This window comes from Pseudomonas sp. BF-R-19, from assembly GCF_019956445.1.
In the GTDB taxonomy this organism is placed as follows: Bacteria; Pseudomonadota; Gammaproteobacteria; order Pseudomonadales; family Pseudomonadaceae; genus Aquipseudomonas; species Aquipseudomonas fluorescens_BH.
Map to the genome: position 1 here is coordinate 86,926 of NZ_JAHBDN010000070.1, position 17,110 is coordinate 104,035.

Annotated in this window: 9 protein-coding genes and 1 pseudogene; 5 read left to right on the forward strand and 5 right to left on the reverse strand. The window is 59.9% G+C overall.

Annotated elements, in window-relative coordinates; translation table 11 throughout:
- Positions 1–80 precede the first annotated feature (80 nt).
- Positions 81–1,109 (forward strand): annotated as a pseudogene (locus tag KGB28_RS31835) (cache domain-containing protein); the annotation flags it as partial.
- A gap of 132 nt (positions 1,110–1,241) precedes the next feature.
- Complete coding sequence (locus KGB28_RS31840) at positions 1,242–1,973, forward strand: methyl-accepting chemotaxis protein (protein WP_411740594.1); 732 nt, start codon at positions 1,242–1,244, stop codon at positions 1,971–1,973.
- Positions 1,974–2,118: 145 nt separating this feature from the next.
- Here KGB28_RS31840 and KGB28_RS20375 read toward each other — a convergent pair whose 3' ends face one another.
- Entirely contained in the window at positions 2,119–3,921 is a 1,803-nt protein-coding gene (locus KGB28_RS20375) for an acyl-CoA dehydrogenase (protein ID WP_223447506.1), read from the reverse strand.
- 258 nt (positions 3,922–4,179) lie between these two features.
- Positions 4,180–8,130, reverse strand: a complete 3,951-nt coding sequence (gene putA / locus KGB28_RS20380) for a trifunctional transcriptional regulator/proline dehydrogenase/L-glutamate gamma-semialdehyde dehydrogenase (protein ID WP_223447508.1) — start codon at positions 8,128–8,130, stop codon at positions 4,180–4,182.
- 461 nt (positions 8,131–8,591) lie between these two features.
- On the opposite strand from putA, the gene putP reads away from it, so the two are divergent.
- From putP to KGB28_RS20395, 3 genes are all read left to right on the forward strand, one after another.
- The gene (gene putP, locus KGB28_RS20385; RefSeq protein WP_223447510.1) at positions 8,592–10,076 is read left to right on the forward strand and encodes a sodium/proline symporter PutP; all 1,485 of its coding nucleotides are present in this window, start codon (positions 8,592–8,594) and stop codon (positions 10,074–10,076) included.
- A 451-nt stretch (positions 10,077–10,527) separates the two neighbouring features.
- Positions 10,528–10,857: a hypothetical protein gene (locus tag KGB28_RS20390; protein WP_223447512.1), complete on the forward strand. Its 330-nt coding sequence runs from the start codon at positions 10,528–10,530 to the stop codon at positions 10,855–10,857.
- 139 nt (positions 10,858–10,996) lie between these two features.
- Positions 10,997–11,833, forward strand: a complete 837-nt coding sequence (locus KGB28_RS20395) for a 23S rRNA (adenine(2030)-N(6))-methyltransferase RlmJ (RefSeq protein WP_223447514.1) — start codon at positions 10,997–10,999, stop codon at positions 11,831–11,833.
- Positions 11,834–11,933: 100 nt separating this feature from the next.
- Here the strand turns inward: KGB28_RS20395 and msrA are convergent, their stop codons facing one another.
- The 3 genes from msrA to KGB28_RS20410 all read right to left on the reverse strand — a co-directional run bounded on the left by msrA (position 11,934) and on the right by KGB28_RS20410 (position 17,101).
- Complete coding sequence (gene msrA / locus KGB28_RS20400; protein ID WP_223447516.1) at positions 11,934–12,584, reverse strand: peptide-methionine (S)-S-oxide reductase MsrA; 651 nt, start codon at positions 12,582–12,584, stop codon at positions 11,934–11,936.
- A gap of 199 nt (positions 12,585–12,783) precedes the next feature.
- Positions 12,784–15,477, reverse strand: coding sequence for a GGDEF and EAL domain-containing protein (locus KGB28_RS20405; RefSeq protein ID WP_223447518.1), 2,694 nt, complete (start codon positions 15,475–15,477; stop codon positions 12,784–12,786).
- A gap of 229 nt (positions 15,478–15,706) precedes the next feature.
- Positions 15,707–17,101, reverse strand: coding sequence for an alkaline phosphatase D family protein (locus KGB28_RS20410; protein WP_223447520.1), 1,395 nt, complete (start codon positions 17,099–17,101; stop codon positions 15,707–15,709).
- Positions 17,102–17,110 lie beyond the last annotated feature (9 nt).

A 17,110-nucleotide genomic window follows, 5' to 3' on the forward strand; every position in this document is an offset into this window, starting at 1 on the left:
CAGTGTTTCAGCCTCTTATTCTTTGGGGGTGCTCCATGCAGTTCTGGCGACGCAGTATTCAATGGCAGTTGATCCTGAGTATGGGCACCGCCCTGCTCGTCAGTATCCTGATCGTGGTGGGCATTTATACCCTGGTGCTCAACCGCCTCGTCCAGAGCTATCTGGTCGAGCAAGCCTTGCCGTCGAGCATCGAAGCGATGCGCAACGACATCGAACGGATCCTCGTTCAACCTCTCACCGCCGCCAGGGACATCGCCAGCAACAGCATGGTGCGCGACTGGTTGGCCGGGGGTGAAGACAGTGCCCAGGCCGGCACGTTTACTACCTATCTCGAAGGTGTTCGCGCCGAGCACAAGGCCTTTACCGCGATTATTGTCGGCACCGCGTCCAACCATTACTTCACCGAAAAAGGCCTGGACCGGACCCTCAGTCGTTCCAATCCCAAAGACGCCTGGTTCTACTCCTTTCTCGACAGCAACCAGCCGCGCACCCTCAATATCGACAATGACACGGCGACCGGAGAATTGGCGCTTTTCATCGACTTCAAAGTCGAGCAGGCCGGTAAAGTCGTGGGTGTTGCCGGGCTTGGCCTGAGCATGAAAGAGCTCTCGGAGCTGATTCACAACTTCAACTTCGGGGAGCGTGGCAAGGTCTATCTCGTGCGTTCCGACGGTTTGATCCAGGTGCATCCCGAGGCGCAATTCAGTGGCAAACGCAATCTTACGGAGCAAATAGGCGCTGCGGCGGCACAAGCAGTAATGGGTCAAAAATCCGCCACCAGCCGCGGCTTCCAGCGTGACGGTGAAGACTTCCTCGCGTTAAGCCTTCCATTGCGCGATCTCGGCTGGACCCTGGTGGCCGAAGTGCCGCAATCACAGATCTACGCCGAAGCCCGCAGCGCCATGTGGATGAGCAGCGGCATCGGCCTGGCGGTGGCGATTGTTTGCCTGTTGCTGGTGGTGTTGCTGGCCCGTGGGTTGGTACGACCGATTCGTCAGGTAACAGCGGCATTGGTGGCCATCGGTAGCGGTGGTGGGGATTTGACCCGCCGGTTAGATTCCAGTCGCGCCGATGAGCTGGGCGATCTGGCTCGCGGTTTCAATCGGTTCCTGGATAGCCAGCGCGACATGATCGGCGAAGTGCTGACCACCAGCGAACGTTTGCGCACGGCTGTGGGGCAAGTGGCCCGAGTTGTGGACAACACCGCTGAACGCTCTGGCCGCCAGCAGGAAATGACCGACATGGTCGCCACTGCTGTCCATGAAATGGGCCTGACTGTTCAGGAAATCGCCCAAAACGCCGGTAATGCGGCGGTCGCGTCGCAAACGGCTCGGGATGAGGCGATGCAGGCACGGGAAGTGGTGGGTGGTTCGATCCGGCATATTGAAAGCATGTCCGACGAAATCGGTGTCGCCGCCAGCGCTGTGGGTGAATTGGCGCATCAGGTGGCGTCGATCGATCAGGTGCTGGCGGTGATTCGCGGGATTTCCGAGCAGACCAACCTGCTGGCGCTCAACGCCGCTATCGAAGCGGCGCGGGCCGGGGACATGGGGCGTGGGTTTGCCGTGGTCGCCGATGAAGTGCGCACTCTGGCGCGGCGCACGCAATCGTCCACCGATGAAATCCAGCAGATGATCGGCAGCCTCAAGCAAGGTGCGGAAAACGCGGTGTCGTCGATGCATTCCGGGCAGGCCGCGACGGGCACGGGTGTCGAGTCGAGCCAGCGTACCGGCGCCTCGTTGACCGCGATTACCGGGCAAGTGGAACGCATCAGCGACATGAACCATCAGGTGGCGACGGCGACCGAAGAGCAATCGGCGGTGACTGAAGAAATCAATCGCAACGTGCAGGGGATTTCCGATCTGGCCCGGGCGACGGCGGGGGAGGTCAGGGCCTGTCGGGATGATTGCCAGACGTTGCAGCGGTTGGCGGATGATCTGGCGCGGCAGATGGGGGGGTTCAAGCTGAAGTGATGTGTTGTGTATTCTGACGCCTTCGCGAGCAAGCCCGCTCCCACATTTGATTCAGGGTGCGCACCTATTATGTGTTCAACCCTGAACCAGTGTGGGAGCGGGCTTGCTCGCGAATGGATCTAAGCAGCACTACAAATACTTGGGGTTAGAACCACTCATCCTGCATGCCCAGGCACACATCATCCCGAGCCTCAAGAATCGCCAGCTCATGGTGGCAACCCGGCACTTCCCACGTCAGGAAGTACCGCGCCGCCTGCAACTTGCCTTTATAGAAGGCCACATCCGCCGCATTACCCTTGGCCAAGCCTTCCTCGGCACGGATCGCCTGCTCCAGCCAGCGCCAGCCAATCACCGTGTGACCAAACACCTTCAGGTACAGCGCCGAGTTCGCCAGGCTGCTGTTGACCTTGCCTTGGGCCAGATCAGTCAGCAGGCCAATGGTCACGGTTTGCAGGCGCGCCACCAGTTTCTCCAGCGGTTCGCGCAGCGGCGTCAGCGAATCAAACGCCTGGGCGCGCTCGGCGGTGTCGGCGATCAGGCGGATCAGTTGCTTGAGCCCCGCACCGCCGTTCTGCGCGAGTTTGCGCCCCAGCAGGTCCAGCGACTGAATGCCATGGGTGCCTTCGTGGATCGGGTTCAGGCGGTTGTCGCGGTAGTACTGCTCCACCGGATATTCGCGGGTGTAACCGTGGCCGCCGAGGATCTGGATCGCCAGTTCGTTGGCCTTCAGGCAGAACTCCGACGGCCAGGATTTGACGATCGGCGTCAGCAGGTCCAGCAGTTCATGGGCCTGCTTGCGTTCGGCTTCAGTCGCAAGCGTGGTGGTGTCATCGAACAGCCGCGCTGCGTACAGGCCGAGGTCGAACGAACCTTCGACGTAAGCCTTTTGCGTTAACAGCATGCGTTTCACGTCAGCGTGCTGAATGATCGCCACTGGCGCTGTATTCGGGTCCTTGCTGTCCGGCACGCGGCCCTGCGGGCGTTCGCGGGCATATTCCAGCGAGTACAGGTAGCCGGCGTAACCGAGCATCACCGCACCCATGCCTACGCCGATGCGCGCCTCGTTCATCATCTGGAACATGTAGCTCAAGCCCTGGTGCGGCTTGCCCACCAGATAGCCGACACACTCACCGTTATCGCCGAAGTTCAGCGCCGTGGACGTGGTGCCACGCCAGCCCATCTTGTGGAACAGTCCGGCCAGTAACACATCGTTGCGCTTGCCGAGGCTGCCATCATCGTTGACCAGGAACTTGGGCACGATGAACAGCGAAATGCCCTTCACCCCGGCCGGCGCGTCCGGCAGCTTGGCCAGCACCATGTGCACGATGTTTTCCGACAACGGGTGATCGCCACCGGAAATGAAGATCTTGTTGCCCTTGAGGCGATAAGTGCCGTCGGACGCCGGCTCTGCGCGGGTACGAATATCCGACAGTGACGAGCCGGCGTGGGGTTCGGTCAGGGCCATGGTGCCAAAGAAGCGGCCATCGATCATCGGTTGCAGGAAGCGGCGTTTCTGCTCTTCGGTGCCGAAGCTTTCGATCAGGTTCGCCGCGCCCATGGTCAGGAACGGATAGGAGGTCGATGCGGCGTTGGCCGACTGGAAGTGCGAAAAGCAGGCCTGCGAGAGCAAGGTAGGAAGCTGCATGCCGCCAGCGTCGAAACTGCGCGCGGCGTTGAGGAAACCGGCTTCGAGGAAGGCATCCACCGCCGGTTTCACTTCCGGAATCAGAATTGCCTGACCGTTCTCGTAGCGCGGCTCGTTCTCGTCGCCCTTGCGATTGTGCGGGGCGAAGAACTTCTCGGCGATGCTGCGGGCGGTGCCAATGGCCGCATCGAAGGTTTCGCGGTTGTGCTCGGCGAAACGCTCACGCTGGGTCAGGCCCTCGGCATCAAGGACTTCATACAGCTCGAAAGCCAGATTTCGGGAACTGAGCAACGTCTCGGACATGGCGGCCTACCTTTTGTTGGAATGGACCGAGTCTAGGCGTGGGAATAAAGACTGAACAGGATGATTGATGAGCGTGATGGTGGGGCAGAGCAGCGACTTAGCAGGCACCACAAAACAAATGTGGGAGCGGGCTTGCTCGCGAAGAGGCCGGCACATTCAACATCTATGTTGAATGACACACCGCCTTCGCGAGCAAACCCGCTCCCACAGGGGTTTTGCATTTCAGGCGCCCATTACGGGCGCCTGATTTGTTGCGGTTTAGCCGATGGTCATCAGGCTGGCATTACCACCCGCCGCAGCCGTGTTGACGCTCAACGCCCGCTCGATCACCAGGCGTTCCAGTGCAATGTTGGATTCGCCTTGCGACAGGCCCTGCACGCCAACGATGGCGCCGGCACGCTTGGCAACCTGCTGGCACACCGCACGCAACTGGTCGGAATGGCCGTGATGCACAACCGCATCAAACACCACTTCGTCCTTGTTCCAGTCGGAAACCAGCTTGATGCGTGCCTGAATGTCCTTCGGCAGGCGTGCGAACAAGGCCTTGGTCATGTCAGCTTCCGGCCATACCGCCGAACCGCCGACTGCCAATACCGCTGCCAGTTGAGTCAGCAGATCGCCTTCGACTTCCGCCAGGCACAGCACGTGTTCCCGTGGCAGGATCGCGTAGCTGTTGCGCTCGCCGGTCGGGCCGGCCAGGAGGCGGGTGATGCCGCTTTGCGATTGCGCGGCGAACTGCACGCACAGGGTGCTCAGGTCGGCGAACTTGTGGCTGTCGGCCCAGGCTTTCAGGGCGGTCAGCGGCTTGCTCATGGCGTCGCGCAGACGAACGTCCGGTGCTGCAGCAGCATCACTGCGAGCGAAGGATTGTTCGATCGCATCGGTAGGACGCGTCGACAGCAGGCGGTACAGGTACAGCGGGCCACCGGCTTTCGGGCCAGTACCCGACAGGCCTTCGCCGCCGAATGGCTGCACGCCTACTACTGCACCGACGATATTGCGGTTGACGTAGACGTTACCGGCATTGACGTTGTCGATCACCTTGGCGATGGTCTCGTCGATGCGGGTGTGCACGCCCAGGGTCAGGCCGTAGCCGGAAGCGTTGATCTGGCCGATCAGTTGATCGATGTCCTTGCGCTTGTAGCGGACTACGTGCAGCACCGGGCCGAAGATCTCCCGCTGCAGTTCGTCGAAGCTTTCCAGTTCGATCAGCGTCGGCATCACGAAGGTGCCGCGTTTGACTTCTTCGGCATCGGCGATGGCCACCTGGTACACGCTGCGACCTTTGTCGCGCATGGCCTGGATGTGCTTCTCGATGCCAGCCTTGGCTTCGGCGTCGATCACCGGGCCGATGTCCACGGACAGACGCTCAGGGTTGCCGAGGCAGCTTTCGGCCATCGCGCCCTTGAGCATTTCGATGACGCGGTCGGCAGAATCTTCCTGCAGGCACAGGACGCGCAGGGCCGAGCAACGCTGACCGGCGCTGTCGAACGCCGACGAAACCACGTCGATCACAACCTGTTCGGTCAGTGCCGAAGAGTCGACGATCATCGCGTTCTGGCCGCCGGTTTCGGCGATCAGCGGGATCGGACGACCCTGGCTGTCCAGACGACCGGCAATGTTGCGTTGCAGCAAGCGCGCGACTTCGGTGGAACCAGTGAACATCACGCCTTTGACGCGCTCATCACCCACCAGACCGGCACCGACGGTTTCACCGCGACCCGGCAGCAGTTGCAATACACCTTCCGGAATACCGGCTTCGAGCAGCAGGCGCACGGCTTGAGCAGCGACCAGCGGCGTTTGCTCCGCAGGCTTGGCCAATACCGGGTTGCCGGCAGCCAGTGCGGCAGCCACTTGACCACTGAAGATCGCCAGCGGGAAGTTCCACGGGCTGATGCATACAACCGGACCCAATGGACGGTGAGCGTCATTGGTGAAGTCGTTGCGTGCCTGCACCGCGTAATAACGCAGGAAGTCCACGGCTTCACGCACTTCGGCGATGGCGTTGGCGAAGGTCTTGCCGGCTTCGCGAGCCAACAGGCCCATCAGCGGCTGGATCTCGGCTTCCATCAAATCAGCAGCACGTTCCAGGATCGCGGCGCGTTCGGCTGGCGGGGTGGCCTGCCAGATCGGCGCAGCGTTGAGGGCGCACTGGATCGCGTTGTCGACGTCTTCGACAGTCGCTTCCTGCACATGGCCGACCACGTCACGCAGATCGGACGGGTTCAAGACCGGTGCCGGCGCTTCGGTGCTGGAGGCGCAACCGAGCATCGGCGCGGCTTTCCAGTGGTTGTGTGCGGTAGCGAGCAGCGCGCAGGACAGCGAAGCCAAGCGATGTTCGTTGGCCATGTCGATGCCGCTGGAGTTGGCGCGCTCGGAACCGTACAGGTCACGCGGCAGCGGAATGCGCGGGTGCGGCAGGCCGAAACCACCTTCCACGGTCGCCATCTGCTCGATGCTGGCTACCGGATCGGCCACCAGTTCCTGGATCGAAATCGACTGGTCGGCGATGCGGTTGACGAACGAGGTGTTCGCGCCGTTTTCCAGCAGGCGACGCACCAGGTAGGCCAGCAGGGTTTCGTGGGTGCCGACCGGAGCGTACACGCGGCACGGACGGTTCAGTTTGCCTTCGGAGACTTTGCCTACAACCTGTTCGTACAGCGGTTCACCCATGCCGTGCAGGCACTGGAACTCGTACTGGCCCGGGTAATAGTTCTGACCGGCGATGTGATAAATGGCCGACAGGGTGTGGGCGTTGTGCGTGGCGAACTGCGGGTAGATGACTTCCGGCACCGACAGCAGCTTGCGGGCGCAAGCGATGTAGGACACGTCGGTGTACACCTTGCGGGTGTAGACCGGGTAGCCTTCCAGGCCTTCGACTTGGGCGCGCTTGATCTCGCTGTCCCAGTACGCGCCTTTCACCAGGCGGATCATCAGGCGATGACGGCTGCGGCGAGCCAGGTCGATCACGTAGTCGATCACGTACGGGCAACGCTTCTGGTAAGCCTGGATGACGAAACCGATGCCGTTCCAGCCAGTCAGCTGCGGCTCGAAGCACAGGCGCTCGAGCAGATCCAGCGACAGCTCGAGGCGGTCGGCTTCTTCGGCGTCGATGTTCAGGCCGATGTCGTATTGCTTGGCCAGCAGGGTCAGCGACAGCAGGCGTGGGTACAGCTCGTCCATCACGCGCTCGTATTGGGCGCGGCTGTAACGCGGGTGCAGGGCGGACAGCTTGATCGAGATGCCCGGGCCTTCATAAATCCCGCGACCGTGGGAGGCTTTGCCGATCGAGTGGATGGCTTGTTCGTACGAGGCCAGGTACTTCTGCGCGTCGTGCTCGGTGAGTGCGGCTTCACCCAGCATGTCGTAGGAATAGCGGAAACCCTTGGTTTCGAACTTGCTGGCGTTGGCCAGGGCTTCGGCGATGGTTTCGCCGGTCACGAACTGCTCACCCATCAGGCGCATGGCCATGTCGACGCCCTTGCGGATCATCGGCTCGCCGCTCTTGCCGATGATGCGGCTCAGGGACGAAGTCAGGCCGGCTTCGTTGTGGGTCGACACCAGTTTGCCGGTCAGCAGCAAACCCCAGGTGGCGGCGTTGACGAACAACGACGGGCTGTTGCCCAGGTGTGGCTGCCAGTTGCCGGTGCTGATCTTGTCGCGGATCAGGGCGTCGCGGGTGCCTTTGTCCGGGATACGCAGCAGCGCTTCGGCCAGGCACATCAGTGCCACGCCTTCCTGGGACGACAGGGAGAATTCCTGCAGCAGGCCCTGAACGATGCCGGCACGGCCGCCAGCGCTCTTCTGGTTGCGCAGTTTTTCAGCAATCGAGGCGGCGAGTTTGTTGGTGGCTTCGGCCATCGGTGCTGGCAGGCGTGCCTGCTCGATCAGCATCGGCACGACTTCCGGCTCAGGGCGACGGTAAGCGGCGGTGATCGATGCGCGCAGTACCGATTGCGGCAGGATGCTTTCGGCGAATTCGAGGAAGCACTGGTGGGCGTGATCCAGAGGCGCGTCGACGCTGTCGTCGGAATCCTTGGTCAAACCGCTCAGCTCGGTCAGGGTTGCACCACCCTCGAGTTTTTCCAGGTAATTGAAGATTGCCTGCTTGATCAGCCAGTGCGGCGTGCGATCAATCGAGGTCGCGGCGGCCTTGAGGCGTTCGCGGGTCGGGTCGTCAAGTTTGACCCCAAGGGTGGTGGTAGCCATGTTTTTATCCTCATGTTTGCCACGACTGCGTGGCATCAGCTGGCGGCAAGATTAGCCGTGCGACTGTTGAGGTGCAACCGGGTGCAACCCTTTTTTTGTCGGAATATTACGCAGCTCGTCAGGAAATAAATTCTGGTACGGCTGTGCTGCATTTGCTTGGTGCTTTTTCAGAGAGTTAACACTCGTTTTTGCTCCGAAAAGGAGCAAAAAACGATTTTTAACGTTTATTTCCGACTAGGTGCAACTTATTCTCAAGAAACTGGTTGCACCTTATTTGCTTTGTTGAATAGCATTCGCGCACCAAGGTGCAACCCGGAAAAATCCGGGTGCTCCGGCTGATGGCTTTCCTGGGGAAACATCAGTCATAAATGCGCGGGAATCCGGATCGTCTGTCAAACGTATGCGTTTGCGAGCGGTTCACCAGCCGCCGCTACATAAAAACAAAGCCAGGGCGTAACTTAATGAGCGTAAGCAATCCAACCCTGATCACGTTCGTGATCTACATCGCAGCAATGGTGCTGATCGGCTTGATGGCCTATCGCTCCACCAACAACCTTTCCGACTACATTCTGGGCGGCCGTAGCCTGGGCAGCGTCGTGACCGCACTGTCCGCCGGTGCCTCCGACATGAGCGGCTGGTTGTTGATGGGCTTGCCCGGCGCGATCTACATGTCCGGCCTTTCCGAAAGCTGGATCGCCATCGGCCTGATCGTCGGCGCCTACCTGAACTGGCTGTTCGTCGCCGGCCGTCTGCGTGTACAGACCGAGCACAACGGTGATGCACTGACCCTGCCGGACTACTTCGCCAGCCGTTTCGAAGACAAAAGCGGCCTGCTGCGGATCATCTCTGCGGTCGTGATCCTGGTGTTCTTCACCATCTACTGCGCTTCCGGCATCGTGGCCGGTGCCCGTCTGTTCGAAAGCACCTTCGGCATGTCCTACGAGACGGCGCTGTGGGCCGGTGCTGCGGCGACGATTGCCTACACCTTTATCGGCGGATTCCTGGCCGTGAGCTGGACCGATACCGTACAAGCCACCCTGATGATCTTCGCGTTGATCCTGACGCCGGTTATCGTGCTGCTGGCCACTGGCGGCGTCGACACCACTTTCCTGGCCATCGAAGCGCAAGATCCAAGCAACTTCGACATGCTCAAGGGCACCACTTTCATCGGCATCATCTCGCTGATGGGCTGGGGTCTGGGCTACTTCGGCCAACCGCACATCCTGGCGCGTTTCATGGCTGCCGATTCGGTTAAATCGATCGCCAAGGCCCGCCGCATCTCCATGACCTGGATGATCCTGTGCCTGGGCGGCACCGTGGCAGTCGGCTTCTTCGGTATCGCCTACTTCTCGGCGCACCCGGACATGGCGGGCGCAGTCTCCGAGAACCACGAGCGTGTGTTCATCGAACTGGCCAAGATCCTGTTCAACCCATGGATCGCGGGTATCCTGCTGTCGGCCATCCTGGCTGCGGTGATGAGTACCCTGAGCTGCCAGTTGCTGGTGTGCTCGAGCGCCCTGACCGAAGACTTCTACAAGACCTTCCTGCGTAAATCCGCTTCGCAGCTGGAACTGGTCTGGGTCGGCCGTGCCATGGTGCTGCTTGTTGCCCTGGTTGCGATCGCCCTGGCGTCCAACCCGGAAAACCGTGTACTGGGCCTGGTGAGCTACGCCTGGGCCGGTTTCGGTGCCGCATTCGGTCCTGTCGTGCTGATCTCCGTGATCTGGAAAGACATGACCCGCAACGGCGCACTGGCCGGTATCCTGGTCGGCGCGATCACCGTGATCGTCTGGAAACACTTCGAACTGCTGGGCCTGTACGAAATCATCCCTGGTTTCATCTTCGCCAGCCTGGCGATCTACTTCGTCAGCAAAATGGGCACGCCGACTGCCGGCATGTTCCAGCGTTTTGCTGCTGCAGAGAATGATTACCGCCTGAACAAGTGATGAGTGATGGGTTGAACTCTACCCATCCCTGATAAAAGAACGGCTCGCAGCTTTATGCTGCGGGCCGTTTTTTTTGCTTCTCCAATATCCGTGGTGCCCGTCATCATCTGCGAATTTTCCGGGCAGGGTCTTCGGACGTTTCCTTCAAAACGTAGTGGTTTTCATGAAGTGGTGCGATGAGATTTCCGTCGATAGTCTTTGGCGGTCACTGACAATTCAGTGGTGGGGTGTAGGAACCTCTCAAGACCGTTAGAGCTACTTTGGCGTCACAGCCTGGTTTGCGGCCGTTTGCATGCGGCCGTAAGATCAGTTGCGGCGGCTATGCGCGGGCACGCTTTGGCGTGGTCGAGTTTTGCTCTAAGGGTCTCGATATTCCTACCCCGTGCATAGCTGCCACCCTAGCCCGTAGGAAGGCTAATGGCAGGTCCATTTCTTCCTTAGAGCATTAAAAATGAAATCAATACATCCCGACCCACCCTACGAAAAACCGATCCCCCATCCCGACAACCGCTTCATGGCATTGACCAGCAACTGCACCGATATGCCCACCCTGTTCGTCGACACCCACGCGCCACTCGACATCCTCACCGACGCCGCCAACTACAGAATCCGCGCAGTCACCCAAGTGCTTGAGAACCTGTCCATGCGCGGTTCGATCGAGTGCGAGTCCTTCATCCTCAGCGATTTTGCCTTGCTCTGCGCCATTGCGTTGCGCGATGGCTGTGATGTGCTGGATGTGGTTGGGCGGCGGTTGCGGGCGCGGCCTTCGGCGGTGGTGTAGGCGTCGCCACGAGATCAAGATCAAAAGATCGCAGCCTTCGGCAGCTCCTGCAGGGGCGTGGCGGGTTCGCCGCTCGGCTGCGACCCCCTGACTTGCCACCCAGTAAAAGGTAAACTTCCCGCCCTTCGCAGGAGCAGCCATGAATTATCGTCACGCCTTCCATGCCGGCAATCACGCCGATGTGTTCAAACACCTGACCTTGACCCGCCTCATCGCCCTGATGTCGCGCAAGGAGCAGCCGTTTGCCTATCTCGACACTCACGCCGGCATCGGTCTGTATGACCTTCAGGGTGATCAGGCCAACCGTACCGGTGAGTACCTGGAAGGCATTGCGCGTTTGTGGGATCAGCCGGATCTGCCGATCCTGACCGCTGATTACATGCAAGTGCTGCACGAGATGAACCCGGATGGCCAGTTGCGCTATTACCCGGGGTCGCCGGAGTTGGCGCGGCGCCTGACCCGTCCGCAGGACCGTGTGTTGCTCAACGAGAAGCATCCGGAAGACGGTGTGCTGCTCAAGGACAACATGGCTGGTGATCGCCGGGTCAAGGTGCACCTGGGCGAAGGCTGGCATGTGCCGCGAGCCTTGCTGCCGGTGCCGGAGAAGCGTGCGGTGATGCTGATCGATCCGCCATTCGAGAAGCTCGACGAGATGCAGCGCTGTGCCGCGTCGTTGAAGGAAGCGATTGGCCGGATGCGCCAGACCGTTGCGGCTATCTGGTACCCGGTAAAGGATCAGCGCGCGCTGCGCCGCTTCTATCAGGACCTGGCCGGTACCGGTGCGCCGAAGTTGTTGCGGGTGGAGTTGCTGGTGCATCCGCTGGATACGCCCAACAGCCTGAACGGCTCCGGGCTGGCGATTGCCAATCCGCCGTGGGGGCTTGAGGAAGAGTTGCGTGAGCTGCTGCCGTGGTTGTCCCAGAAGCTGGGGCAGACCCAGGGTGGGTGGCAGATGGATTGGTTGATAGCTGAGTAACAAGCTGCATGATCAGAAGATCGCAGCCTGCGGCAGCTCCTACAGGGTTATGCGTACACCCGTAGGAGCTGCCGTAGGCTGCGATCTTTTGCTTTAGCGATCAGATAGGGCAGGTCACGCCGGTACCGCCAATGCCGCAATAACCTTCCGGGTTTTTCGCCAGGTATTGCTGGTGATACGTCTCGGCAAAATAGACGGTCGGGGCCTGGTCGATTTCGGTGCTGATTTCACCGAGACCGGCCTTGGACAGCTCGGCCTGGTAGGTTTCCTTGCTCTTGAGCGCCGCGTCCAGTTGTTCCTGGCTAGTGGCGTAGATCACCGAACGGTACTGGGTGCCGATGTCATTGCCCTGGCGCATGCCCTGCGTCGGGTTGTGCAGTTCCCAGAACATCGCCAGCAGCTCTTCGTAGCTGACCTTGGCCTTGTCATACACCACCAGCACCACTTCGGAGTGGCCGGTCAGGCCCGAGCAGACTTCTTCGTAGGTCGGGTTCGGCGTGAAACCGCCGGCGTAGCCGACCACGGTGCTGACCACCCCTTCACGCTGCCAGAAGCGGCGTTCCGCACCCCAGAAGCAGCCGAGGCCGAAGATCGCGAAGTCGACATCTTCGAAGAACGGGCCGAGCAAGGGGGTGTCTTTAAACACAAAGTGCTTTTCAGACAGGGTCATCGCGGTTTCGCGGCCAGGCAGAGCTTGTTCTTTAGTAGGGAGCACGTTTTTGTTCACCAGAATTTCCGAGCGCAGAACCATGATCAGTCCTCTCAGTCAGGTTGGGTTGTAAAAAAACAGGCTGTCAGTGTGCCCAATGCTGGCCAGATACGCACTACCTTGTGGGAGCGGGCTTGCTCGCGAAGGCGGTGTGTCAGAGCCGTGGTTACTGACTGACTCAACGCCTTCGCGAGCAAGCCCGCTCCCACAGGTTTTGTGTCATCCACAGAATCTGTGTCTGTCAGGCGATTGGGCCACGCGGGTAGCGTTTGAGCTTGTCGATCAGCTCATTGCCCGGGATCGGGCGGTCGAACAAGTAGCCCTGGCCGACGTCGCAGCGGTGACGGCGCAGGAACGACAACTGCTCGGCAGTTTCGATGCCTTCAGCCACGACCTTGATTTTCAGGTTGTGCGCCATGGCGATCACCGCGGAGGTGATTTCCATGTCGTCCTGGTTGTCCGGGATTTCGTGGATGAAGCTTCGATCGATCTTGATGATGTCGATGGGGAATTTTTTCAAGTAACTGAGCGACGAGTAACCGGTGCCGAAATCGTCCATGGCCAGGGTCAGGCCCAGGCGCTTGAGCTGGTCGAGCTGCAAGTGGGTGTCTTCGGTGGCTTCCAGCAGCAGGCCTTCGGTCAGCTCCAGCTCCAGCAAATGAGCTGGCAGGGCTTCTTCCTTGAGGATGTTGGCAATGGAGGCCACCAGGTCCGGATCGGAGAACTGCTTGGGCGACAGGTTGATCGCCACTTGCAGGTTGCCCAGGCCGGCGGCGGTCAGCGCTTTGCTCATGCGGCAGGCCTGGCGGGCGATCCATTTGCCGATCGGAATGATCAGCCCGGTTTCTTCGGCGACGCTGATGAACTGATCCGGGCGGATCATGCCCTTTTCCGGATGGTCCCAGCGCAGCAGGGCTTCCATCCCCAATAGGCGCCCGCTGCGCAGGCACAGTTTTGGCTGATAGAACACGTCGAGTTCGTTCTGGGTCAGGGCGCGGCGCAGGTTGTTCTCGACGAACAGCTTGTAGCTGGCTTCGGCGTTCAGCGCTTCGGTGAACACTTGCACCTGGTGTTTGCCGTTGGCCTTGGCCTTGTGCAGCGCCAACCCGGCGTTGCGCATCAGGGTTTGCGGGTCGCGCCCGTGCAGCGGCGCGCAGGCCAGGCCCACGGAGCCGGTGACGCTGATCAACTGGTTGTCGACGAACATCGGTTTGTCGAGGGTCGCCAGCAATTGGTTGGCCACTTGCTGGCCCGTCGACAGGTCAGTGTTGTCCAGCAGCACGGCGAATTCATTACTGGCGAACCGCGCCAGGCTGCCGCTCGGGATCAGGCTGTTGCGCAGGCGCCGGGCCAGGCTGATCAGCAGTTTGTCGCCGGTCTGGTGGCCGAGGCTGTCGTTGATCCGCTTGAAGTTGTCGATGTCCACCAGCAACAGGCTGATCGGCGCGTCGCTGTCCCGGGCGAAGCGTTCATCGAGGTTGCGGATGAACGCCGGGCGGTTGCCGAGATTGGTCAGGTTGTCCGTGTACGCAAGGCGCTCGATGCGTTGCTGAGCGAGCTTGGTCTGGGTGATGTCTTCGTAGATGCCGATGTAGTGGGTCAGCTCGCGGTTGTCGCCGTAAACCTTGGAGATCGACAACTGGCCCCAATAGGGTTCGAGGTTTTTCCGGCGGCTCTTGAATTCGCCTTGCCAACTGTTGCTCTTGGCCAGTGCCGAAGGCGCATCGAACAGCAGTTCGCTGAGGTTCTCCAGGGCCGGTAGTTCTGACAGGCGCTGACCGTGCACTTCTTCGGTGGAATATTGGGTGATCGCGGTGAAGCTCGGGTTGACGTATTCCACCACGCCGTCGCAGTTGACCAGCAAAAACGCGTTGGCACTTTGTTCGACCGCCCGCTGGAACAGGTGCAGGGCGCTGGTGGCGGTTCTTCGGTTGTGGTTGCTGATGACCTGGGCAAACTGGTCCGCCAGTTCTCCGGCGAAGGCGATTTCATCCGACTGCCAGGCGCGGGTCGCGCCGGTTTGCTCCAGGCACAAAACGCCGACCACCTGGCCATCGACGCGGATACTGGCGTCGAGCATTGCGTTGACGTCGCGCGGGCGCAGGCTTTCGGCCATCTCCCGGGTGCGCGGGTCACGCATGGCGTTATGGGCGTCGATGGCACGGCCGGTGTGCAGGGCGTCGAGGTAATCGGGGAACACGCTGACATCGATCGGCTGCGGTAGCAGGTATTCCTGAGTCGTGCGGTGATAGGCCGAGATCGGCACCAGCATCGAGCCTTCGAGGTGCCACAGGCTGGCGCAGTCGATTTCGTAGATGTCGCAGGCGCTGCGGGTGATCAACTCGGCGGCTTCGCGCAAGGAGTTGTTGCTGCTGTAGCGTTGACGGGTGAGCAGCAGGATCAGGTCCTGCTGGGCACGCACCCGGTCCAGATGCAGCAGTTGTTCCTGCTGGGCACGCTGATTGAGTTCCAGGGCGATTTGCAGGCGCGAGTTCTGGGTTTCCAGATCCAGGGCCGGTTGCAGCGGGTCATCCTCGAACAGGCCGTCGATGACCAACAGGTAGCCGCGTAACAGGTGTCGATTGTGTTGTTTGTAGGCTTCGCCCAGTTCCAGCAGATTCAGGGAGCCCGAGGCGGTGTGCAGGGTGTAGCGGATCAGGTAGTGCGTGCTTTCGCTCAGTTGCTGCTGGATCGCGTCGTGCAGTTCATAGCGCGCTTGCGGCTCCATCAGGCTGGCGTACGGCGAGCCCACCAGCGCGCACAGCTCAACGGCGGGCAGGCCGAACTGGCGTTCGCAATTGGGATCGAGAAACAGCAGTGCCCAGCTGGGTTCATTTAGCCGTTCGAAACGCAGCATGCCGAGCCGCGAGGGCACAGGCAACTGCGTCACTACCTCGGCCACCATACGGCTGGCGGCATCGGGTTGGCTTTTCATGGAGGGAAACTCGCTTCGAATATGCTGAACGCGCTGGGCTCTCGCCCTCTTGACTGTTGCCTGCGGCAAGGTTGCATCATTGCGACACCGACTGACAAGAGAGATGAAGGCCAAGTGCTATAAGAATATGTCGGCAGGCGTGAAGATTTCTGCAGTTCCCGGCAGAAAGTATTGTTATTGATCAGATCGCAGCCTTGGGGAGCGTCCCGAAGGCTGTGATTTTTTGCCATCAGCGCAAATTGATGCCTGTCGATTGCAGCAACTTGCCATCCCGATCGTGGTAATTCACCTGAATGCGATCTGCATCGATGACCAGGTGGGCGAAGTTATCCTGACTGATGACTTTGCCGGTCAATTCTTGTCGATATTCGCCTGCGGCGTTGTGTGCCAACGGCTGGTCGAGGATAAAGCTGGATCGACTGGCATAGGGCATCAGTTTGATGTTGCACAATGGCGAAGACACGATGGTGTGCACCTCAAAGTCCGGGTCTTCGCTGTGGGTCAGTCGACTGGTCAAGGAGCCGTGGACGTCACCGGAAACGAAAATGACATTCTTCAACCGGTGCGAACGAATGGTCTCCAGCAACCGCAGCCGTTGCCCGGGAAAACCGGCCCAGGCGTCATCCCCGTTGTGTTTGGCGTCGGGATAGAACATCACGCTGGTGACCACCAACTTCACCCGGGCAGGGCTGTGGATCAGCCATTGGCACAAGGCATATTCCTGTTCAACATCAAGGATGCGTCGATCATCGGCGGACAGATTACGCTGGGTGCGGCTATCGGTGACGAACCATTCGATATCGCCATCGGTGAACTGATACCAATAGTGCTTCGGATGCCGGCGGATCCGCCCATCGTCAAGTAATTCAAATGCCGGGCTGTGGCTGGCTTGATATAACTCATAAGCAGTGATGGCGTTTTTATATAGAACATCATCGCCTGATCTTTTCTTGGCCGGCCAGTTATCTTCAATTTCGTGATCGTCGAGGATCATGTAAGTCGATAGGTTGGCCATTAACCTGGAAATATGCGGCTGGGAGAAAGCTGCACGGTATTTTGCGAGAATTTGCTGATATTCGCGGTCAGGCGCGAAAAAATTCAAATCATCGACATAGATCTGATCGCCAGTCATCAACATCGCGCTGACCGGCGGGTCGGCTTGCTGTGCCAGTTGTGTCATCGAGGCAAATATCCGGTCGCCCAGGTGTGGCGCCGACGGGATGCCGGCGGTCATCCGCAAGTAACGACATGAGCCAACGAAATAGGCTCGTGGCGTGCCGAGCGTGCCGGATCGGGTGCGCAAACGATAGAGTTCTAGCGGCCATCGCAGCGGCAGTTCTTGCAGTGAATCCGCAGAGTGCCCGGCACTCGTGGTGCTGAACCAGCCGGCCTGGTATTCGTATTCGGTATCGGCCGCCAGGTTATTGAGAGTAATGACATCGGACATGTCTTGCAGGTTTGTCAGCCTTGCAAAGGTAGTTTTAAGCCATTGCTCATGCCCGGACTGCCGATAACGGATGCCGGCAAATACGGGTGCATCTTTTTGCGCTTTGCCGCGCACAAAGATACGCGCGTGATCAGTTGTAGTGTGCCCAACTATTGGGCCGACAGAGAGTTTTAGCATGTTCGAATC